The sequence below is a fragment of the Pseudoalteromonas ulvae UL12 genome (assembly GCF_014925405.1).
GTDB classification, from domain to species: Bacteria; Pseudomonadota; Gammaproteobacteria; order Enterobacterales; family Alteromonadaceae; genus Pseudoalteromonas; species Pseudoalteromonas ulvae.
This window is the reverse complement of the sequence record NZ_AQHJ01000022.1, coordinates 199,103-222,358: the sequence shown is the minus strand read 5'-3', so window position 1 is coordinate 222,358 and position 23,256 is coordinate 199,103. Positions and strand designations below refer to the sequence as shown.

General features: G+C 35.7%; 17 protein-coding genes and 1 pseudogene. 10 read left to right on the top strand and 8 right to left on the bottom strand.

Annotated features, from left to right (window positions below):
• Positions 1–120 precede the first annotated feature (120 nt).
• The 3 genes and pseudogenes from PULV_RS03260 to PULV_RS03250 all read left to right on the top strand — a co-directional run bounded on the left by PULV_RS03260 (position 121) and on the right by PULV_RS03250 (position 4,166).
• The gene (locus PULV_RS03260; protein WP_086742958.1) at positions 121–879 is read left to right on the top strand and encodes a cell division protein ZipA; all 759 of its coding nucleotides are present in this window, start codon (positions 121–123) and stop codon (positions 877–879) included.
• Between the two features lie 110 nt (positions 880–989).
• Positions 990–2,141 (top strand): annotated as a pseudogene (ligA, locus tag PULV_RS03255) (NAD-dependent DNA ligase LigA); the annotation flags it as partial.
• A gap of 87 nt (positions 2,142–2,228) precedes the next feature.
• Positions 2,229–4,166 carry a BRCT domain-containing protein gene (locus PULV_RS03250; protein ID WP_193330925.1) on the top strand — a complete coding sequence of 646 codons (1,938 nt, stop codon included), beginning with the start codon at positions 2,229–2,231 and terminating at the stop codon, positions 4,164–4,166.
• 58 nt (positions 4,167–4,224) lie between these two features.
• Here the strand turns inward: PULV_RS03250 and PULV_RS03245 are convergent, their stop codons facing one another.
• From PULV_RS03245 to PULV_RS21885, 3 genes are all read right to left on the bottom strand, one after another.
• The gene (locus tag PULV_RS03245; RefSeq protein WP_193330924.1) at positions 4,225–5,316 is read right to left on the bottom strand and encodes a PIN domain-containing protein; all 1,092 of its coding nucleotides are present in this window, start codon (positions 5,314–5,316) and stop codon (positions 4,225–4,227) included.
• Positions 5,317–5,847: 531 nt separating this feature from the next.
• On the bottom strand, positions 5,848–6,177 hold the full coding sequence (locus tag PULV_RS03240) for an arsenate reductase/protein-tyrosine-phosphatase family protein (protein WP_193330923.1): 330 nt from the start codon (positions 6,175–6,177) through the stop codon (positions 5,848–5,850).
• Positions 6,178–6,190: 13 nt separating this feature from the next.
• Entirely contained in the window at positions 6,191–6,445 is a 255-nt protein-coding gene (locus tag PULV_RS21885; RefSeq protein WP_227009343.1) for an antitoxin Xre/MbcA/ParS toxin-binding domain-containing protein, read from the bottom strand.
• Between the two features lie 129 nt (positions 6,446–6,574).
• On the opposite strand from PULV_RS21885, the gene PULV_RS03230 reads away from it, so the two are divergent.
• The 6 genes from PULV_RS03230 to PULV_RS03205 are packed head-to-tail and all read left to right on the top strand — an operon-like array spanning position 6,575 to position 16,324.
• Positions 6,575–7,444, top strand: a complete 870-nt coding sequence (locus PULV_RS03230) for a WYL domain-containing protein (protein WP_193330922.1) — start codon at positions 6,575–6,577, stop codon at positions 7,442–7,444.
• Between the two features lie 37 nt (positions 7,445–7,481).
• Complete coding sequence (locus tag PULV_RS03225; protein WP_193330921.1) at positions 7,482–9,074, top strand: type I restriction-modification system subunit M; 1,593 nt, start codon at positions 7,482–7,484, stop codon at positions 9,072–9,074.
• On the top strand, positions 9,075–10,295 hold the full coding sequence (locus PULV_RS03220; RefSeq protein WP_193330920.1) for a restriction endonuclease subunit S: 1,221 nt from the start codon (positions 9,075–9,077) through the stop codon (positions 10,293–10,295).
• A gap of 38 nt (positions 10,296–10,333) precedes the next feature.
• Entirely contained in the window at positions 10,334–13,306 is a 2,973-nt protein-coding gene (locus PULV_RS03215) for a type I restriction endonuclease subunit R (RefSeq protein ID WP_193330919.1), read from the top strand.
• Positions 13,307–13,308: 2 nt separating this feature from the next.
• A complete protein-coding gene (locus PULV_RS03210; RefSeq protein ID WP_227009342.1) occupies positions 13,309–14,013 on the top strand; it encodes a hypothetical protein in 705 nt (234 codons plus the stop codon).
• Positions 14,006–16,324, top strand: a complete 2,319-nt coding sequence (locus PULV_RS03205; RefSeq protein ID WP_193330918.1) for a DEAD/DEAH box helicase — start codon at positions 14,006–14,008, stop codon at positions 16,322–16,324. Before PULV_RS03210 ends, PULV_RS03205 begins: the two co-directional genes overlap by 8 nt.
• Here PULV_RS03205 and PULV_RS03200 read toward each other — a convergent pair whose 3' ends face one another.
• Positions 16,325–16,591, bottom strand: a complete 267-nt coding sequence (locus PULV_RS03200) for a helix-turn-helix domain-containing protein (RefSeq protein WP_193330917.1) — start codon at positions 16,589–16,591, stop codon at positions 16,325–16,327. It lies immediately after the preceding gene.
• Between the two features lie 138 nt (positions 16,592–16,729).
• Between PULV_RS03200 and PULV_RS03195 the strand changes: the two genes are divergently transcribed.
• On the top strand, positions 16,730–17,383 hold the full coding sequence (locus PULV_RS03195) for a hypothetical protein (RefSeq protein WP_193330916.1): 654 nt from the start codon (positions 16,730–16,732) through the stop codon (positions 17,381–17,383).
• Between the two features lie 31 nt (positions 17,384–17,414).
• Here PULV_RS03195 and PULV_RS03190 read toward each other — a convergent pair whose 3' ends face one another.
• From PULV_RS03190 to PULV_RS03175, 4 genes are read right to left on the bottom strand one after another with little or no spacing between them, the layout of a single operon-like run.
• The gene (locus tag PULV_RS03190; RefSeq protein ID WP_193330915.1) at positions 17,415–18,746 is read right to left on the bottom strand and encodes a site-specific integrase; all 1,332 of its coding nucleotides are present in this window, start codon (positions 18,744–18,746) and stop codon (positions 17,415–17,417) included.
• Positions 18,739–19,293 (bottom strand): hypothetical protein, encoded by a 555-nt coding sequence (locus tag PULV_RS03185; RefSeq protein ID WP_193330914.1) that lies wholly within the window; start codon positions 19,291–19,293, stop codon positions 18,739–18,741. The genes PULV_RS03190 and PULV_RS03185 overlap by 8 nt, the downstream gene beginning before the upstream one ends.
• Positions 19,290–21,239, bottom strand: coding sequence for a hypothetical protein (locus PULV_RS03180; protein ID WP_193330913.1), 1,950 nt, complete (start codon positions 21,237–21,239; stop codon positions 19,290–19,292). The genes PULV_RS03185 and PULV_RS03180 overlap by 4 nt, the downstream gene beginning before the upstream one ends.
• On the bottom strand, positions 21,239–23,149 hold the full coding sequence (locus PULV_RS03175; RefSeq protein WP_193330912.1) for a hypothetical protein: 1,911 nt from the start codon (positions 23,147–23,149) through the stop codon (positions 21,239–21,241). The genes PULV_RS03180 and PULV_RS03175 overlap by 1 nt, the downstream gene beginning before the upstream one ends.
• Positions 23,150–23,256: the final 107 nt, after the last annotated feature.

The window sequence follows — 23,256 nt, the reverse complement described above, 5'->3', positions numbered from 1 at the left end:
GCTATTTATATAGGGTCTACAATTTTTAAGCTTGATTGTGTTGTTAACTGTCGAAAGTGGGCTGACAACATAGCATAAACATAGATATACTCTTGGAATCAATAATATAAAGGTATTCGGATGGCCGACGAATTAAGATGGGTGTTAGTGATTATCAGTGCGCTGGTAATTGGTGGTTTATTGTTACATGGACTGTGGTCAGTGCGTAAAAAGGATCAAACCGAAGCGCCCGCTGTATCAAATCCAACGCCAGCTCATGAGCCGGTCGAGCAATCAGTGCAACCACGTTTTAGTGCAGATCGCGATGAACCTGAATTAGGCAATATTTCTATCAATGTCGCCAATGAAGCACCCAATGCAGAACTCGATAAAATTGATTTAAATAATCTCGATGACTTAGATGATGATTATGCTGTCGCTGACAATGAAGCCCAGCCGCAAAGTGCCGAGCCAACTAACAGTGATGTACCTGCGGACTTTATTATTTTACATATTCAAATGCCTGAAGGCTTAAGTATGCAAGGGGCCTCTTTATTGCCATTGTTACTGTCTCTTGGCTTTAAGTTTTCGCCAGAAGGGTTTTTCAACCGTCATCAAGATCCTTCAGGCAACGGTGCTGTGCTATTTCGTTTAGTGAATATGTTTAATCCGGGCACGTTTGATATCGATAATATGGAACAACTGAGTACAGCGGGGGTGAGTTTATTTATGACGTTGCCTTGTGAAGGCGATAGTTTACCCGCATTTAATATGTTGCATAGTGCGGCGAAGAAACTGGCCGATGAATTTGGAGCCCAAGTGTACGATCATAACCGAGAACTTTTAACTGTGGCGATGGTTCGTCAATATGTTGAAAAAATTCGTGAATTTGATCAATAAACACCGTTAAGTTATTAAAGCAATTGGCCACCAATATTTGGTGGCTTTTTCATTTTAAGCCAATGATTGGCCATTAAAAGAGTATGGATGTGGCAGTCCACGAGGTAAGTATGACACACGCAGTCACCGAAGCGATTACAGCACTTAAAACCCAATTAGAAGAACACAATTATCAATATTATGTGTTGGATAACCCAAGCATTCCTGATGCTGAGTACGACCGTTTAATGCGAGAGCTGATCGCACTTGAAACGACTCATCCAGACTTACTAACCGCCGACTCACCGAGTCAGAAAGTGGGTGGGGAAGCGCTGAGTCATTTCAGTCAAGTCACGCATTTAGTGCCAATGTTGTCCTTAGATAACGCGTTTGATGAAGTAGAATTTCGTAGCTTTAATAAGCGCTTGCAAGATAGATTAAAAGATACCTCAACACTGACCTTTTGCTGCGAACCCAAACTCGATGGCTTAGCTGTCTCGATTTTGTACGAAAATGGAGTGTTAGTCAGAGCGGCTACCCGCGGCGATGGTCAAACCGGTGAAAACATTACTGAAAATGTGAAAACCATTCGTAATGTACCACTAAAACTGCGTGGAGATACCGTGCCGGCACGCTTAGAGGTGCGCGGTGAAGTCTTTATGGATAGCGCTGGTTTTAATAAAATGAATGAAAACGCGCTTAAAAACGACAGCAAAGTGTTTGCAAACCCACGTAATGCAGCCGCAGGCAGCTTGCGTCAACTTGACTCGAAAGTGACCGCCAACCGCCCATTGATGTTTTATGCCTATGGGATGGGCATTATTGAAGGGGGCGTAGTGCCGGATGATCATTACGCGCAGTTGCAAGCTCTCGGCGATTGGGGATTACCCATGAGCCCAGAAACGAAGCTGGTGACGGGCGTAGATGAGGCATTGGCGTATTATCAAGATATTATGACTCGGCGCAGTACCCTTAAATATGAAATTGATGGGGTGGTGATCAAAGTTAATGAAAAAGCACTGCAACAAACCTTAGGCTTTGTTGCACGTGCTCCGCGCTGGGCGATTGCGTATAAGTTTCCTGCACAAGAAGAGATCACCCAATTATTGGATGTTGAGTTTCAAGTTGGGCGCACAGGCGCAATTACCCCTGTCGCCCGTTTGGAGCCGGTGTTTGTCGGTGGTGTCACTGTCTCGAATGCGACATTACATAATCAAGACGAAATTGAACGCTTAGGTGTCAAAATTGGTGATACGGTGATAATTCGCCGTGCCGGTGATGTAAATGCGACCCCTGCATATATTCACAATTATTTATCAAATAGAGAACTAATAAATAGTTCTTTAGTAGCTCATTAAGGAGAGATTGAAATGTTAGAAATCAATTTTACAAATGAGCAAATAGATACTTTAAAAAATCTAGATAAAGAAATTAATTCAAAAGATTTAACTAATCTTTTTAGTAAATCAAACTTAAATTCAGAAGAATTAGTTCAAGTCTTAAAAGCATCAAATGCTCTTTATCGAGAAGGTATTCAAGTCATAACCGATGAACAATATGATTTATATATTTCTATGTTAAGGGATATAAATCATCTTCACCCATATCTTAATCAAGTTGAGCCTGAAGTTCTGGCAGAAGCCAAAACAGTAGAGCTACCACAAAGAATGCTTTCAACAGAGAAGGCTTATTCAAAAGAAGATATAGAAAAGTGGTTAAAAAGGATTTTAAAGGCAGCTCAAGAAATTAATGTTTCAGAAGAAGAAATTAAACTAAGAGTAACCCCTAAACTTGATGGGTATGCTGCATTCGATGATGGAACAACTCTGTATACTAGAGGAGATGGATACAGAGGTCAGGATATTACAAGAGCCTTTGAAAGAGGATTAAAGGTTGCCGAGAATGGCGATAGAGGTTTAGGGCCTGGCGAAATTGTGATTAAGAAGAGTTATTTCGATACTGTACTTAGCGATATTTTTGAAAACTCTCGAAACATTCAAGCTGCAATAATTGCAGAGAAGAAAGTCGATGAAAATGTGCAGAAGGCTATAGATGATGGCGCATGTGTATTTTATCCATTTGCATTAATAGAAAATACCACGGCACACTTTTCTGAAATCATTTCAAACTTCGAGACTATCGTAGAAGAAATGTGGAAGGCTGTAGATTTCGATATCGATGGAGTCATTCTTGAAACAACTCATACAGCTTTGAAAGAGTATATGGGAGCTACAAGGAAAAATCACAGATGGCAGATTGCTTTTAAAGTAAATGAAGATTCTGCTGAAGTCGAAGTTTTAAATATTGTACCTCAAACTTCCAGAACAGGGCGTATTTCACCGGTTGCAGAATTAGTTCCTACTAAGCTGAGTGGTGCAACTATTAGCCGAGTCACAGTACACCATTATAATATGGTTAAAACAAACGGAGTTGGTCCTGGAGCCGTTGTACAACTTGTTAGAAGTGGTCTAGTTATTCCAAAGATTGAGAAAGTAATTAAGAAGGTTGATCCTCAATTACCAGAATCATGTCCGAGTTGTAATTCTCACTTGCTATGGGAATCTGATCACCTTATCTGCCCTAATAAAAGTGATTGTCCCGCACAAACAGAAAATACCTTAATCCACTTTTTCAAAACGTTAGGAAATAATGATGGTTTTGGCCCTAAGGTTATTGAAAAGTTGAGTAATTTTGGCGTTAAACATATTCATGAAATCTACTCTATAAAAGTGCATCAATTTGCTGGCTATGGGTTTGGAGATAAAACATCTCAAAACTTATTTGACCAACTCAAAGCGAGTCGAGAAATTGAAATAGAGGATTGGCGTTTCTTATCAGCTTTTGGGGTCAGTAGATTAGGTGGAGGCAATTGTGAAAAGCTACTTCAACACCATACAATCACTCAGTTATTTGAATTGACAGCAGATGAAATGGTTAAAATAGATGGCTTTGCTCAACTCAGTGCTGAAGCTATTGTCGAAGGCCTCGCAAATATTAAAGAAGAGTTCTTCAAAGTTTATGAACTTGGATTTAACTTAGCTGAAACGCCTAAAGAATCAGAAAGAGATAATTCATCTTCTCCAATTGCAGGTTCAGTTGTTGTATTCACTGGTTCTATGCAACAAGGATCAAGAGGAGATATGGAAAAACACGCTAAATCTCTAGGAGCTAAAGTTGCTAAATCTGTAACAGGTAAAACAACTTACTTAGTTACAGGTGAGAAAGTTGGTGAAACAAAAATCAATGCAGCTAAAGATAAAGGTGTAAAAGTTCTTACTGAGCAAGAGTATATTGATTTAATAGGATAAACTTATACATATGGCTGTATGAAGCATATATAAACGCGACATACAGCCTGAATTACATTTAAGCGTAATAAATTTCTTCAATACTAATCTGAGTAATATCATTCTTCTTTAGGTGATATTCGACCGCAGCTTTAATCTTTACCCTTCCAGAAAAGCCTAAAATAGCTATATCTTTGTCGCTATCTAGCTCGATATTATACAATCCGTACAGTTCTTCAATAAAATCAGCACTTCTTCGGTAATCATTAATATCAATGATTATATTGAATGTTAGGCCCCTCATTTCAAATAATGTGTCAACATACACCTCATCATCTGATAATTGATGGACAGAATGAATCTCAGGGTCTTCAAGACCTTCAAAAATTTCAGCTTGAATTTCTTTAATGTATGGAAGTTTAGTATGAAAATTAGGAGTATCTAAAAACCCAGATAAGCTAGCACCAGACAACTGTTCTACAAACTCTATAGTTTTTTCCATTAAGTAAGAATCGTTGTCATCCAAAAACTCTTGCTTGTTGATTGAGTTTGCTATCTTATCTACCGAACTTTCTAGAAAGTTATGCAGATTATTGAAAGGGAATACTTTATTCTCAATACCGTGATTTTTAATGTCTTCTTCTAGACTAGGATGAAATTCCACTTTACCTTTTTTCTTAAAGAAATCAGTACTATTGGATGTGATGAATGCAATGTCGCCTTCAATTTCATTGTCTTTAATATACTTTAAGAAAGAGAGCCAAATTAAAGTATCTCTATAGCCTTTTTCACCAATGGTGAATGGTTTTGTTGATTTTAGAGCTCTATTAACAACCGTTGTTTGATCTATAAATTCATATGGGATATCTAAAATATCATAAATATTAGAGCCCAAGAGATCTCTAATGTCATATGGTTTAAGTTCTTGAATATTTTTTGGTAATTCATCTTCTATTGGGTTTAAAAAGTTCAGTTGTTTTAAGCTTTTTTTTAGCTCATTCACAGCTGATAATGCTTCTTGCTCTCTTTTATTGTTCACTTCTTTTACAACAAGATCTGAAAGTAACAAACTATATTCTTCGTTATTTAAGTAATGGGATAATAATTTGAAGCGTACATCGGTTAAAAACCAGTTATTGTAAAAAATGTTTGTATCTAGGAAAACGTGCATTTATTAGCCTTTAGTTATGGGAAGAGGTTTTGAGGTTAATATACTTCATAAATTAATTGGTCTGAAATTAGTTATAGTATTTTGTGTATTGCATTTATAGCTATTCACGGTAAAACGCTTTTCTCATATTAATCAATATACCCGTTGCAGCATCGGCACTTTTGGAAGGCTCTTCAAAAGTTGACTGGGGCAAAAGAGATCTTGAGTTAGCTCCTAAAGTTAAAGCAATTATGTGTAAGACTAAAGGTACTATAACTCGAACCAAACTAGATAAAGCACTAGGTGGCATGGTTGGTTAATAAGAATGCAGCATAAACTTCCGGTAACAATGGCTACATTTCACCAATTAAATATGAAATTGAATTAGTTAAACCGCTCATATCAAGTAAACAGTTTTGTTTACTCACGGTAAAGCATTCCTCTGTATGTAATTACATTTACCTCAAGTAAACAATATCGTTTACCGTAATCTTTGCAGAGCGGCCATAGTTAGAAAAGGTTTTATTTTTGGCTATTTGTGTCACTAAATGCTTAGGCTAGCTCGCACCGCTCTAGTAATAACAAAACAAGCTCTCGCTGAAAATACTGATAAACATCAGGAATATTTAAATTGATGATTTTAGGTAAAAACACATCCCCAGTATGCTTTTGAATACGTTCAATATGTTGCTCCTCAAATACATATATTCGATCAGACCATTCCAGCATTTTTTCAGTGCAAAGTGTCGAGTTAGCTTTCTGTACGTATTTGGAACTTAAACCAGCTGATTTGTATTGGTGATTCTTATTGACAGCACGAAACAATTCTTCAGCAGTTTTACTGCGCTGAATATTGGCGGTGCATAAAAAGAGAATATTCACTAGTGCTTGCCCCTCATGAGAAGTCACCCGTTCTCATGCGAACTAGCATAACCATCACTTCATCAGCATTAATTGTTAGCTGCTCAAACGGTGACTTACCTTGCAAGGGGCGCTTGGGCTGAGTCAGCCATTCTTGGCACACCCTATCATCAAATTTAAACTGCTTCATTAGCTCCTGATAAATATCAAAATGCTCGGCTTTTAAATGCTCTAGCTCAGATAAATTAGTAGGTTTTTTTACAGAAGATTTAGCGTTTTGATTAGACATAAATTTAAGTTTTTAAATAGTGATGATCTGTATCAACACTAAAGCATAAAATCTATTTGCTGTCTAACTCATAATGATACATACTATTTCAATCCAATTAGAAAATGTCAATAGAATCAGATTTATCGAATGGACGAATTTAGTTTTGCACAGAAGCAGCGCTTAGCTTATATCGACTTTAAGCTCTATTTTACTGGGATGGTAACTCGCAGTGAAATAGTCAGCCATTTCGAATTAGGCCTTGCAGCAGCAACCAGAGATTTGAAGTTCTACAAAGACAATGCGCCTGAGAATATGGCGTATGACAACGTAGAAAAAAAATACTTCATCACCACGCAATTCAAGCCCATATTTAAACATGATGCTCGCCGCACGCTTATTAAGTTAGCGAATAACATTAGCGATGGTTTTGATTCTATTGGTGATACGTCATTCCCTATTGAATCACCAAGCCCCTTAAACGTGCCTGATATTGATATTATCGCTAAGTTATCTCAAGCGATTATCAACCATAAGCCTATTAGCGTTATATACACCTCTTTAAGCAGTGGTTCTGGGGCAAGAGAGCTAGTGCCTCATTCAATCGTAGATAATGGCTTACGTTGGCATTTAAGAGCTTATGACCGCAAATCAAAGTCATTCAGAGACTTCGTTTTAACTCGCATTACTAAAGTTACAATTCAAGCACAGACACCATCCCCTGAAGAAGATAAGTTAGAAGATCATCAGTGGATGCGTATGGTGCCGTTACAAATTATTCCGCACCCAAATAACGTTAAGCATCCAACCGCCATTAAGCTCGATTTTGGTATGGAAAAAGGCATGTTAGAAGTTAACGTGCGTGCCGCAATGGCAGGATATTTATTAAGGCGTTGGAATGTGGACTGTTCTGAAAGTGGTTCACTTTCAGGCCCTGAATATCAACTTTATTTGCAAAATAATCAAACATTATACGGTGCAGAAAATCTCGCAATTGCACCTGGCTATCAGCATAGCTAAACACTCATTAAAGAATTTAAAAAGGAAGTTAACCAACATGGTTGAACAACACAAAAAAGCATTAGAAAAACAACTCTGGAACATTGCCAATACCTTACGTGGCAACATGAGTGCAGATGAATTTCGTGATTATATTTTAGGGTTTATCTTCTACAAATACTTGTCTGAGCGTATGGACTTATATGCTGATGATCTATTAAAAGAAGACGGCATTAAGTTTGACGCTATTGATGAAAGCACAGACGAAGGCAAAGAATACTTAGAAGCCATTAAAGAAGAGACAATCGACCATTTGGGTTACTTCTTAAAACCTAACGAGCTATTTCATGTATTGGCTCAAAAAGGTGAAAGTGGCGAGTTTATTTTAGAAGACTTATCTGAAGTGCTTAACCATATTGAACAAAGCACGATGGGTACTGCCGCAGAAGATGATTTTAACGGTTTGTTTGATGATTTAGACCTAACCTCAAACAAACTAGGCAAAACCGAAAACGCTAAAAACGAGCTTATTTCAAAAGTACTAACTCACCTTGATGATATTGATTTTCTTCATCATGAAACTGACATTGATGTACTGGGTGATGCCTACGAATACCTCATTGGTCAGTTTGCCTCTGGAGCAGGTAAAAAAGCCGGTGAATTCTATACACCACCTATGGTTTCAACGTTACTTGCTAAGTTAGTAACACAAGGTAAAGACAAGCTTAAAAGTGTTTACGACCCTACTTGTGGCTCAGGCTCACTACTTTTAAAAGTATCAAAAGAGATCAAACGTAAAGGCGGTGAAGTTGGTGGCTATTTTGGTCAAGAATCTAACCCAAGCACGTACAACCTAGCTCGTATGAATATGATTTTACACGGCGTGCATTACCGTAATTTTGATATTCAACAAGACGACACACTAGAACAACCGCATCATGTTGAAAAACGCTTTGAAGCCGTAGTAGCAAACCCACCATTTTCAGCAGACTGGAGCGCATCATCAGGCTTTTTAACCGATGAACGCTTTCAAGATTACGGTAAATTAGCACCTAAGAGTAAGGCTGATTTTGCTTTTGTTCAGCACATGGTTCACCAGTTAGATGAAAGTGGCACTATGGCGGTGGTATTACCGCACGGTGTTTTATTTCGTGCTGGAACCGAGGGGCATATCCGCAAACACTTAATTAAAGATAAAAATTACCTTGATGCAGTAATTGGCTTACCGGCTAACATTTTCTATGGCACATCTATTCCAACTTGTATTTTGGTGCTGAAAAAGAACCGTGAACATAGCGATAACATTTTGTTTGTTGATGCTAGTCAAAATTGTGGCAAAGCAACTAGTCAAAATTATCTACGGAATGAAGATTTAGAAGTCATATTAGAAGCGGTAAACAAGCGTGAATTACTTGAGCCTGAAAAAGCCATAAAGTTTGCCTTTGTAGCATCAATTAAAGAAATTGAAGAAGAAAATGAATTCAATTTAAATATACCTCGGTATGTCGATACTTTCGAAGAAGATGACGATATTGATTTAAAAGATATTTTTTCTAAAATCACTTTGATTAAAAGCAATGTTAAAGAAATTGATATTGAGCTGAGTGAATACTGTGCTGACTTAAATATACCTAACTTAGGAGATATTTAAATGAAAGTACCTGAATTGAGGTTTACAAAATATGATGAAGATTGGTTAACCACAACTATAGGCGATGTCAGTCGAGTTACATCAGGAGGCACACCTAGCAGAACAAATAGTGCTTATTGGGGTGGGCATATACCGTGGGTTACAACTTCTTTGATCGATTTTGGCACCATACTTCATGCGGAAGAATTTATTACGGACGAAGGATTAAAGAATTCATCGGCAAAACTCTTTCCAAAGGGTACTTTATTGATCGCACTTTACGGGCAAGGTGTTACTAGAGGGAAGGTTTCTTTATTAGGTATTGATGCAACAACAAACCAAGCTTGTGCCGCTATGATATTTGATGAAGAAAAAGTTTTGCCTAGTTTTGCACTTTTTCAATTGATGTCAAAATATGAAGCAATACGAAATTTAGCAAATGATGGTGGTCAAAAGAATCTATCTGGCGGCTTAGTTAAGTCATTAGGCATAGCATTACCTAAAATAGAAGAACAACAAAAAATTGCTGATTTCCTTTCTTCAGTAGATAAAAAGATCAGTCTACTTAAAGAAAAGCACGCCTTGCTAGCTCAATACAAAAAAGGCGTGATGCAAAAGCTGTTTAAGCAAGAAATTCGCTTTAAAGATGAAAACAGTAAAGCCTTTCCTGATTGGCAAGAAACCAGCTTTGATAAAGTGTTTGAGCGTGTTACTCGTAAAAACAAAGAAGATAATCAAAATGTATTAACCATTTCAGCGCAACGAGGTTTGATCAACCAAGAGAAGTACTTTAATAAGTCGGTTTCTGCAAAAAACGTGACTGGTTATTACTTGCTTGAAAAAGGTGAGTTTGCATATAACAAAAGTTACTCGAAAGGCTACCCAATGGGCGCAATTAAGCGCTTAAATAATTATGATAAAGGTGTGGTTTCAACCTTATATATTTGTTTCAAAACTCATGGTGAACAATATGACGAGTTTTGGGAACAACATTTTGAAGCGGGTAATTTAAATCGTGAAATTAATAAAATTGCCCAAGAAGGAGCAAGGAACCACGGTTTACTCAATGTAAGTGTTACTGAGTTCTTTCAAGATATTAAAGTTCAAATGCCAAGCAAAAAAGAGCAAGAAAGAATTGCGGAGTTTTTAGGTGCATTAGATGCAAAAATTAATGCGGTAAATGAACAAATAGAACTAACACAAACCTTCAAAAAAGGTTTGTTGCAACAGATGTTTGTGTAGGAATAAATTGATTATGCCTAAAAGAAAAGGAAGTTAATGTGGCCTATCAGTCAGAACAACAATTAGAAGATAACTTAGTTGCTCAGCTTGCTAAAAAAGTTGCCGGTAAGCAGCAGTTTGAAAAGGTCAATATCACTGATATTGACTCGCTAAGAGCTAACTTAAAGAAGCAACTTTCAAAGCTTAATGGCTTTGAAATAAGTGATAATGAGCTTAAACAAATTCGCAACGCCTTAGGGAAAGGTAATGTATTTGATAAAGCAAAAATACTGCGTGATAGGCTACAAATTAATAAAGACGATGGCACCGCAGGTTACATTCGTTTTATTGATGCCGATGTTAGCAAAAACCATTTTCAAGTAACGCAGCAAGTTACCGTAGAAGGTCGCTATAAAAATCGTTATGACGTAACAATATTGGTTAACGGCTTGCCACTAGTGCAAATTGAATTAAAGCGCCGTGGTTTAGAGCTTAAAGAAGCGTTTAATCAAATTAATCGTTATCAGAGCCATTCTTACTGGGCTGAAGATGGCTTATTCCAATATGTACAAGTGTTTGTTATCTCTAATGGCGTAAACACTAAATACTACGCCAATAACCGCAAGCAAAGCTTTAAACAAACCTTCTTTTGGGCAAAAGACAATAACGACCGTTATACCGAGTTAGACCAATTCGCCAAGGTGTTTTTAACGCCTGATCACCTAACAGACATGATCACTAAATACGTGGTACTGAATGAAACAGACCGTATATTAATGGTAATGCGCCCTTATCAAATATATGCCACCGAAGCGATTATTGACCGAGTAGCTGAGCGTGAAAAATTAAAAGCCAGTAACCAATCAATAGAAAAGCAAAATGGCTATATTTGGCATACTACCGGCTCTGGTAAAACACTTACCTCATTTAAAACCGCTCAGTTACTTACCGGTGATAGCGCCATTCATAAAGTGGTGTTTGTGGTTGACCGTAAAGACTTGGATTATCAAACTGCCAAAGAATTTAATAGCTTCATTAAAGGTTGTGTAGACGGTACTGATAAAACCAAAGTGTTAGTTGACCAGTTTACCGGTAAAGATGTGTATTACCTTGAGAAAGACGGTGAGCAGCAGTCATCAACTAAAGCGAAAGGCGGTAAAGTTAATACTCGCCGTAATGAAAAGCTGATTGTTACTACCATTCAAAAGCTCAATAACGCTATAAGCAATAAACGTTATTCAAGCCGTATGGAGCCTGTAAAAGATAAGAACGTGGTGTTTATTTTTGATGAATGTCACCGCAGCCAATTTGGTGATACTCATCAGCGCATTAGTCAGTTTTTCACTAATCACCAAATGTTTGGTTTTACGGGAACGCCTATTTTTGCTGAAAATGCGGTGTCTAAGTTTTCTCGTAAATATACCACCAGTGACTTGTTCCATAAGCCGTTACACAAATACACCATTGTTGATGCAATTAAAGACGAAAACGTACTTAAGTTTAATGTTGAGTATGTAGGCCGTTATAAGAAAAAAGACAGCGCCAATGAAGTGGATATTGACGTTGAAGGTATCGACACCAAAGAGCTAATGGAGTCTGACGTTCGGTTAGAAAAAATAACCGATTACATTATTGCTCAGCATAATCGTAAAACCCATAGCAAAGCCTTTACCGGCATGTTTTGTGTTTCTAGCGTGCCTGCATTAATAAAGTATTACGAGCTATTTGCACAGAAAAAAGCCGAAGGTAAACATAACCTTAAAATTGCCACTATTTTCTCTTATGCCGCTAACGAAGAAGACCCAGATGCTGATGGCTTAGACGAAGTTGTATTAGATAAAGTTGCTGAGCCTCAAGCCCAGTACGAAGGTATAGCCAGCCATAGCCGAGACAGGCTTGAAGAGTTTATTGGCGACTATAACAAAATGTTTGGCAGTAGCTATACCACTAAAGATAGTGAGTCTTACTACAACTACTACAACGATATCTCGAAAAAGGTTCGTGAGCGCAAAGTTGATATTTTGCTTGTGGTAAATATGTTTTTAACTGGGTTTGATAGTAAAACCTTAAATACCCTGTATGTAGATAAGAACCTTAAATATCACGGATTAATACAAGCGTATTCACGCACCAATCGCATTTTAAACGAGCAAAAGTCGCAAGGTAATATCATTAGTTTCCGTAACCTGAAAAAGCGCACTGATGATGCTCTAGCGCTGTTTTCAAATAAGGATGCAAAAGATACGGTGATCATGCCGCCGTATGAAGAATTCATTAAGATGTTTAACCAAGCGTTAGATCAAATGCGAACCATTGCACCTGATACAGCAAGTGTTGATAGTCTTGAAGATGAAAACGCTGAACTTGAATTTATTAAAGCATTTAGGGAGTTAATGCGTTTACGTAATGTGCTTTCTACCTTCGCTGACTTTAAGTTTGATGATGTCTGTATTCAAGAACAAGAATATGAAGACTATAAAAGTAAGTACTTAGATTTATACGACAAAGTTAAAACCAATACCGCCCCTGAAAAAGAGTCGATATTAGAAGAGATTGACTTTGAACTTGAGCTGTTAGCAATGGATGAAGTAAATGTTGCTTACATCTTAAAGCTCCTTAGCAAGCTTAAGCAATCTGACTCTGACGAAGAATACCAACAGCAGTATAAATCGTTAATGCAAACCATTGGTGGTGATCCTGAATTACGCAGCAAGCAAGAGCTAATAGATAAATTCATTCAAGAAAACCTGCCAGATGTGCAATCAGCCGAAGAAGTTGACGATGCCTTTGCCGTCTATTGGGAAGTAGAAAAAGAAAAAGCCACCCAAGCAATGGCTGAAGAAGAGCACTTAATACCTGAAAACGTAAAAGAGCTTGTTGAACGCATGATCTTCAGCAACCAAGAGCCACTGCGTGAAGACATAGTAGCAACAATGGAAAAACCACCTAGCGTATTACAACGCAAGAAAGTAATCCCAAGGTTGGCAGAAAAGCTAAAAGGCTTTGTTAATACGTTTTATGGTGGGATGTAATCTTGAATTTATTATCTTTTACAGAGACAGATATGTCTGATTATGATCAGGCAGCAACAGGAAAAATATATTCATTAGCACTTGAAATTTCTGATTTAGAAAAGCGTGTAGAAGATATGTTGGAAATAGCATTGGATACAAGTTGGCTGGATCCTTTAGGAGTTATAGATAAACCCGGGTATAAAGCTCGGTCTAAGAGGACTATAGATAAAATAACAAACGACATACTACAAAATGTCGGCTCCGAAATGTCGGAAGAATTTGGTGAGTATATGGTTTCCGATGCGGCGCAAACGGCCCTTAAAGAACATTTAAGTCATCTGCGCCTTCCTTTAGCTGAATTTATAAAAGAAAAAATTTCTGGGAATCCAGGTTTTGATTTTCATACAGAATGCCCTTCAGCAACAATTGCTTTTGGAGAAGCGAAGTATAGCGGCGTTAGCAGTGCTCATGGTCGTGCGCTTAAGCAAATTAATGAATTTATTGTCGATGAAAAAGACACTCAGGAATTACCCGACCTTCAGAAATTTGTGACAAAAGCTGCTGCTATAAATGCCGTCAACGGTACTAAATCTTACAGCGCAGCCTTTTCTATAACTTCGAATAACATTAATAGAATCATGGATAATGCTTTAAAGTCTCCTCGTATGAAATCACTTTTGAAGTATGAGGCGGTGTATTTGATAGGAGTTAAAGTTAGTGCTTAGCAAGATTATTCAAGGAGTGGGCATTCGAGAAATTTTAGACCGGTCAATTAAAGAGTTCCATGAACATGGTCCAACTGATTTAGGCATTCTAGAAAAATTGAGTTTGATTAAAATTTATCATCCAGTTATTTTTGCGGAATATGAATCAAAAATTCTAAGTGTAATGGGCTTGTTTTATAAATTGGAAAAGCCGAAATCATTACTAGAGTCTATATATCAAAATTTAGGTGACACGATAGAGGATAAATTTGGTAAGCCTTTTACCCCTATGCAGGCAAGTGCATTCCAGTCTATATCTTCAAAGAGTTTTTACTCGTTTTCAGCTCCTACTAGTACAGGAAAGTCACATTTATTCAGGGATTTAATTAATGAAGTAGAGCGAGACATCGTGATTGTTGTGCCGTCTCGTGCTTTGATTGCTGAGTTTTATTCTTCTGTAATTGGTCTGGTTAGTAAAGAAGTCTTAGTCTTGCAGTTTGTTGAAAATATTAACCAGCATCATACAGCGAGAAGAATCTTTATAATTACTCCAGAAAGGGGCGTGGAACTATTTAAATATGTTGACGTATTTGATGTTGGCCTGTTCTTGTTTGATGAAGCTCAAATTTCTGAAGAGCCAATAAGAGGCATTTCTTTTGATGCCTTTGTAAGAAGAACTGAAACAGCTTTTCCTGACGCTAAAAAGGTCTTTGCGCATCCATTTATTGCTAACCCTGAAGCTCAGCTTTCAAAACATAACTTTGTCGAGAGTTCTGATTCCAGAAACTTTAAACAAAGCAATGTTGGTAAAGTTTATTTATCTAGAAATGAAGACGGTACTCTAGCCTATTTCTCTCCAAACTTTGAATCAAATATGGCCAATTGCGAATTTGACGTGCTTAGTCAAACTCTAATCGACGGTGGTTCTGCATTAATTTACATATCAAAGAGTAAAATTTTTAGAGGTGGTCACATTGAGGGGTTTGGTAAATATATAGAACTATGCCCATTTGTTGAAGATAAGAATGCACTCACAATAATCGAACTATTAAAGAAGTATATTGGGGCATCAGAAGGTCAATTTGGAAAACAGTCTTCTTTCTTAACCCTAATGGAGCGGGGTGTAGTAGTGCATCATGGTTCAATGCCACTCAAAGCAAGACTTTTGATTGAACAGTTTGTACGTGACGGACACGCAAAAATTTGTTTCGCAACAGCGACCTTAGTCCAAGGAATAAATATGCCTTTTGATTGTGTGTGGATTGATAATTTTCATAACATGCGTGACCTAACCCTCAAGAACTTAATTGGTCGAGCTGGTAGAACAACTTCACGAAAAGGCTACTTTGATTATGGCTATACAATCATTAACAGGGAAAATGTTGACACTTTTTCAGCAAGAGTAAGTTCGCCAACGGAACTAAGGCCTGAGTCAAAGCTTGATGAAGACTTAAAAAATATACCTGAAGACTTTTCTGACTTAGTTACCGCTATAAAAACCGATACTTTTAACGACGATCTGCATCTTACTGATACTCAGGTGCAGCGGTTGAAAGAGTCAAATTTAAAGTCAGACATACGATTTATTCTCGATAAATTAATAGACGGTGATGAGGCTATTGGTGGCAATCAGTATTATGAAATTAAGCCATCTGACCGCACAAAGATTAAAGATAAGCTAAAAAAAGTGTACATTACTCACCTTAAAAGAACCTCTTTAACTAGGGCAGAGCAAACGATTTTAAGTACATCCATTCCATTGTTATTATGGAGGGTTCAAGGAAAATCTTTTAGCGAAACTTTATCATTAAGGCATTCATATTTAACTCATCGAGATCAAAGGCGAGTTTTACAGAGGAATTTAAGAAAAAAATCTATCACCCAAGAAGAGTTTAATATTGAATTTGATAATTTAAAGATTAAAGGTACTTATCGAGCTGAAAGTATACCCAACATTGATGTGAGAGCTGTTCTTCTATTTAGTCGTAGCACTTCAGTAAAAGATTTCGATTATGACTTGTTAGTTTATGATACTTACGACTATTTGGATAAAGTTATTAGTTTATCGTTAGCTGACCCTCTATGTGCAGCATTGACCGTTTACTACGAGCAAACGGAAGATGAAAGAGCTAAGGTTTTCAAAAACTTTATTCGCTATGGAACTAACGATGAGGTTGAGATATGGCTGCTTAAATACGGCTTTGATCCTGAAGATACTGAGTGGATCAGCGACCATGTTAAGCACATTGATGAGAATGGGATTATTTTTGTTGATGATTTAGAAGCTCTAGATAAAGAGCAACTGAATACAATCGAAAGATATATGTATTAATTAATCAATATCTTTTTGTATTAGAAATTTATTTAAACCTTTAAGTTTTTCAAGCCCTTCAACGGCAGAAATGTTTAAAGCTTCACAATACTGGACGTATTCAAATACGTTCAGTTTTCTTTCACAGGTTTCTATCCTTACCACAAACTGGTGAGGCTCACCCAATAATTTACCAAGATCACGCACAGTTAATCCCTGCTCGTTACGAGCAGATTTTAGCCAGTCTATCAAGGCTTTATAACGAGAATCGTTTATATGCTTAATCATGGCACGAACTCTATTGTATAACCCTCTTGGCAACAAAACTGTACCAAGTTATGATGGTGCTTTGGTGCAGTTTTGTTGCCAATATTATTTAATTATTGATAGATAATGTCATTAGATATTAGACGATGGAGATGATTCATGAATCAAGAAACTGAAGAGGAATTTAAGGAATTCAAGCATATGCTTGGGTCCGGGGCTCTTCGTATGTTACTCAATATTAAAATTGGAGAGCCTATACTAGATGGTTTAGCTGAACAGCTTAGTAGGGACAACGCACAATTTCATGATAATAATATTAATGTTGCAAAGTGCTATAAATTTTTGAAATATCAATTAAGCGAATTTGGAATAAAGGGAATTGAGCTGTTAGAAAAAGATCAAGTTAATCTTCAAAAACTATTTAATAAAAAGGTATTTAGTTACGACTCTACAAATAGTGAAATTAATTACTTTATTCCTGATGCTTGGGCAGTTTTATCTGTGCCTTGTATAGAAGATCGCCGAAAGAATGAGTACCGAATATTTTCAAATTGTTTCTACACCGACTCAATTAAATTATCTTCTGTATTTACAAGTTTTAATCAGGTTAATGAAACTTCAGCTGGCTTTGAGTGGAATGAACAATCAGGTGTAAAGTATTTACTATATAAGGAACGATTTTCTAAGTTTACCCCTTATGCATTGGAGTATTTAACTAAGTATTATATTACGCCTTATTCAAATCCGAATAATATGAAATTTAAGGGGCCGGAAATAATGCCCCTTGAACGAATTACACTTAGAGTAAGCTAAAACTTGGCTGCTCTATTTAAATTGTAAAGAACTAATCAAAAACTAAGCCTTTCAGTGCAGATTCAATATCTAAAACAGTTTCTTCTGCATTTTTACTACCGTGATTAAATCTTGCTATTGAATCTTTTATTTGAGTGAAAATTAGCCTGTCAGGAGCGTTCTTAGTGTTACTTGAATTTTTTTCATCGGATATATACTCCATAGCTAAGTGAACATATTCACTTAGTGTGTCATCACTAGCATGCATGGTTAGTTTTCTAACCGCTTTCATTGCTATCGCTAATATATTTGTATAGTTACCAACATCTTTGTACATATTGAGGTTTTTGACTATGTTTAGCGTGACAAACCTATGCCTAAAAGAGTGATTAGTAATCCCAGCTAATTCATCTTTATAGATAGATTGCTTAATAACTTTTTCTGAATATTTTTTAAAATATGAAGCAGCAAGTTGATTACCATTTTCAACGTTTACAAATAACTGGTCATGGTCCATACCTGGCCATTTTGATTCAATGAATTCTATATAGCTCATTATATATTGAAGGGTTCCATTAGCGATCTTTACCTTTCTAGTATGTCCTTTGTATTTTCCTTTCGTGATGGGAATATTTTTTAAATAAACCATTTCATTTGCATCACCCAAAGGTTTATATGCATCTTTAACCTGTGATCTTGTATAGAGGTATAGTTCTGATATTCTTGAGCCAGCACCCTCCAATAAAAATGACATTGATTCCCACCTTAGAATTACTAATTCAGAAGGCTCTGGGTGAAAACTAGTATTATAAATAGCATCAGTCCATAAATAGAATTGTGTATCGCTAGTCATGCTGACTTCATCAGACAATGAAACTAAATTTGTTATGGCTGAATGGTCAATATATTCTATTGAAAATCTAGAATGAGTTAATATTGTAATGTGCACATTAAATACTTTCTTTGGCTTTTCGTCACTTGTTATTAAATTTTTATCTTTATGAATATCTTGTATGTATAGAAGGTAATCAAGTGCAACACGGACATGGGTTTTAGTTGTTTGATTGTCATTTATGTTTCTATTTTTAGGTAAGTAGTTGGTATAGTTAATAATATGGTTATCTGTTATATCAAAAATAGATAAGTTTTCATTTTCCATATAATTAAGAAATATTGCTAAGCTCCTAGCCCTCGCTGAGATTGTTGAAGGTACTGGTTTGACTCCATAAGTGTTAACTCCACCTCCGAATTTCAATACATAGCCATTAGCATAAACATGAAATTTGTTGTTTTTATCAAGCATTAAAGGGTAGTCAAAGTTGTCATTTGGGCAACTTAGTAGCATTGATAAATCAGGGGTTTTCGCGGTTAAAATACTACTCATGAATTAAATTTAACCTGTCTTTAGAAAGAATTTGAGATTGTTTCAATAGAGCTTCTCTATGTGTGGTTAAGTTAATTTCTTCTAACTCAATAATATGAATTAGTTGAGCATAAGAGCGGTAAAGTTCGACAGCTAACCTTTTTATTTCATTATTTTCTTCCTGACATTCTTTTAATTCAGCTTCGAAGTCAGCTCTGGTTTTATACTTTTTTTTAGATGGAGTATTAGTTGTCTCTTTAACAAAGATCCCTGACTTTATTGCACTGTTAAAGCTTAATAAGGCTTTTTTTAATTCATCTCTGAATTTTTGGTTTTTAGATGTGTCAGCTGTATTGGATGAAAACTTAAAAACACCTAATGCTTTATCGGTCCATTCATAGGCGCGACCAAGTGTTAATTTGTTCTTTTCAACAGGTAATGAATCAGGGATTTCTTTGTTTTCAATAGCTAGCTTAAGCAGCCTAGTTTTTTCTTTGATACAAAGCGTAATCTCGATACTTTTCTTTTCTATTTCAGTTGAAGTTTTGCCTTTTTTGAATCGACTCATTTTGATTCCTTACTAAAATAGAAATAAATTTTATTATTTTCATTTTTTTTGAAATGTAAGCTTTCACCTGTTTCTTTGATACGTTCGTTTATTGCTTGATAGATTTGAGTTTCAAGCTGGAGGTTTACATCGATTTCTACTTCGCTATGACTTTTTATAGCATCTTTTACATCATCACTTAACACGATATTGGAATGAAAATGTTTAGCTCGTTCAGCTATGCATCTGATGGCTTCCTCAAACCAAACATCGTCATCTACTTCAGCATAGCCAAAAGTCGTTTCTAAAGCGTCATGACCTAGCATCCAAGATAATTCATCAATGCCTGTTTCATCGGTTAAATTAAAATATAAAATGGCAAATAGTCGTCTTAGCTGATGTGTTGTTATGTACCAACGCTTACCTTCTATTAGAGGGACTTGGCACCAGTCTGAAAACATATCGAGCATAGTTTGAATAAAATCACTTTCAATTCCTTCTGGTATTGATTTATTTAAGAATGAATTTTTTCCATAAAAAGATTTTTTAATAAGGGCTACTGTAAATAAATAGGCTGAATCAAAAGGGAAGGTTAGCCCAATTCTATGTTCTAAATATTCAGATAGGTCTATAATATTACAACCAAATTCATAAATTTTTTCTGGGATCGGTCTGCTAATAAATTGAGAGGTATTACTATTTTTTGTTTTTTGATATTCATAAATAATGTCGTATTTTCCATCAAGAGCATTAATTTGTAAGCAGTTCCGTTTCAATAACTTGATAGATGTATTTCTAGTTGCCAAAAAAGCTTCTGCTAAAATAGCAAAACTAATAAAACAAAGCTGAATTGCAGTTGCTATAGACATTCCATGTCTAAAAAAACCGTGTTTGTTCGTTGTATCTTCTTTTGTATCGCCGTATGAGTTTATATTTAAAGCTTTAAGTTCTTTTGGTTGAGGTGAATTATTAAATGCTTCTTCAAGTATGACTTTATCTGAAATTATTTTATTTTCTTGCGTATATTTTTTTGATAAATATTTAATTTGACAATCAATTGCACTTAAGTAATTTGAAAGAGGTACACAGTATTTAAAGTTAAAATCAACAGCGCTTTTTATTAAGTGAAAAACAGTATCTAAAGGAGGGACAGGGGTCTTCTCCATATCTTTACAGTCGTGATAGGACATAACGTCTACATAACAATTACTATAAGGAGAAAACCGCATCGCATTAACTTGTACCACTGAGCTTTTATAAAATTGCTCAAAATTTGATAATTTATTCGTTAGAGTTCTTATGCATGGTTTGTGAATACTATCAGCCGTATTATTAAAGTTAATATCACTATATTCTTTTGATACAGAATTCCCAGATGAATAAATACTTTTATTTTTACTGTTTTGTATTCGACTTTTCAAAATAGTGATTTGATGTGTTGTAATATCTAAGCTAGTGGCTATATTTTGCCAATCCATTTGGGACATTGATTTGCCAAATTCTTTTACTCTGAATATTACTTCCCTAACTAAAGATAGACTAGGTGAATAACAGGATAAGTATTCGAAAACATCCTCTTCTGTAATTTGAGATAATGAAATCACTAAGGGTATATTTTTTTTAATTCTAGTTTCATTAGCGAACACAATTAAAGATATCATGTCATTATGGATTCCTGGCAATCGATATGCTTTGTCTATAAGTCCTTCCTCCATAATGAAACTATAAGTTCTCTTCAAATCATTTCTTAATACAAAACTTGTTGAATCAATCAAATTGGTATTATTTGAAAGGTGCTTGTCAAAATTAATAGCTTTAACTTTTGCTGCTTTGCTAGATTGATGGTTAAGCACTTTCCATTTTTGTTTGGTAGCAGAGATCAACCAGCTACTAAGTTGAGGAGTGTACTCATTATTTTTAACTTGCAATGATGCTTGTTTGTCAGTGTTACTAATAACTGAACCCATTAATGCTTCTCCTTTAAAGACCTTTTGGCAGAAAAGAGCATTCTTTGTATAGGCATTGGAGAGTTTCCTGCTTTTAGCAATGCTTTTTTGCAAACTTCAATGGTCTTGTCATCAGCTTCACAATCAGGTTGTTCAACAATTTTTAGAGCGTATTCAAAGTTTTCTTTTGAACAGATAAAAAATACCTCATTACTTTCTTTATTGTGAACTTGCGGTTTAAGTATTTCGAATAACTCACCTCCCCAGTCTGGGTTTTCAAGGACTTCGATGATTCTTTGGTTGTATTGTTTCTCAGACATCCCTAATACTTCCAGTTTCTCAGGGAGATCAGCTGTCGCTAGTAATAAATATAAGTTTTGGAAGTTTGATAGTTTATTGCGATACAGTCCTTCTTGCAGATAGTGTGGGATATATGTGTTTAAAGCTGTTTTAACTTTATTTCCTAAATAATTAGCAACTTTTAAGGAATCTCCATTAGTCGCAATGTAAATTTCTACAGCTCGTGAATGCCTTATTTTGTATAGGTTTACACTTGGAAGAGAGTTATTAGATAAGTAATTTGAATAAAAGTATTTAAAGTTGGCATCACCGTGTTTTGTATTATCAGATATTTCTTGCTTTTTAGTTACAAAGACCCACAACTTGTTGCTTTTCATTTTCGCAACACTGCGACTCCTCATTTCTAAAGCAAATTGCAAACAAAAAGATGAGTTGATTTTTTCGTGATTCAGCTCTTCTGGTGAAACGAGTGATGCTGTTTCTGGCGAGCTTCGCCTGATATGCCGTGCTCTCCACTTAACGACTCTTAAAGTAGCAGTACCATCCGGGTTGATAGCTAGGGAAGATGACTTTTTCTTTTCTTTAACAATACAAGCCGAATATAAAGATGTAGGGTTAATTCCAATTTCATTTACTATAACAGTCTGAAGAGCTGCAACTAGCTCTCTTGTCATACCTTTCTTATATGACAGCACATTAGCTTTTGATAACTCCTCTTTAACATCAGAACCATAATAATAGAAGCTGTAAGCTTTTGATATTAAATCTTTTGCTTTGCCTAAAACTAATTCAAGGTTCTTTTTTAGGCTTTCATGATATTGATTTATATACTCTTTTGTTGGTTTTATTTCTTTTCCATTCACACAATGTATATTCAAAGGAGATATTGTAGGGTTAGTAATTCTTTGTTTATTAGTGTTTGCTGGTCTATCAAAACCTTTTGGGATGATACAACTAGTAGGGACTAGCTGTATTTTCTTTAAGTAATTAAAAAGAGATCGTAGGTTATTGAATTTGCCATACACTGTAGAATTTATGGGTCCTTCTTCAATCAGTTTTGTTTTGTAAGTTATTAGACCTTCTCTTATTCCTTCAGCCGTAAAATCAGGATCTATGCTATGAATTTCCTTAAAGCCTTCTACATAGTGATTTAGGTAATTTTTAATAGCTTTCTTTGTAGATAAAAACGATATTACCTCATCAAAGAAAGTCATTGTTGGTGAGCATAGCTCTAGCTCTTTTCTTAAAATATACAATCTATTTTTATTATTGATTTCAAAGTTTTCTCTAAAGTAGTCCCAGTCGTTCAATCTTACCGTGTCTAGAAAAGAGTTCTCTTCTAATATTATAAAAATATTCTTTGCAGCACGCTCAAAAAACTTGTTTTTGTTTACTTTTGAATTGTTTAAGTTTTTTAAAATTGTAGTTGGGCAACGACTCAAAAGATTAGAACAAGATAAACATTCGAGCACAGCTTTGAGTTGTTCTTTTCTATAAAGAGGTACTTCAGTATTTACCATAGAAACCATAATAAGATCATTTGCTACTTTTTTAGATGGTGCAATTGATTCTATTTGATGTACTAAAGAGCTTTCTGATTTGCTAAAATCGGTGGGTGATTGTATTTTCAAGAATTATACTCCTATATTACATAATTCTCACTTACTAAAGCTCAAGGTTTCTTAAATGCCAATAAAAAAATATAATATTTTCAATGAAATAGGTATACATTGATGGG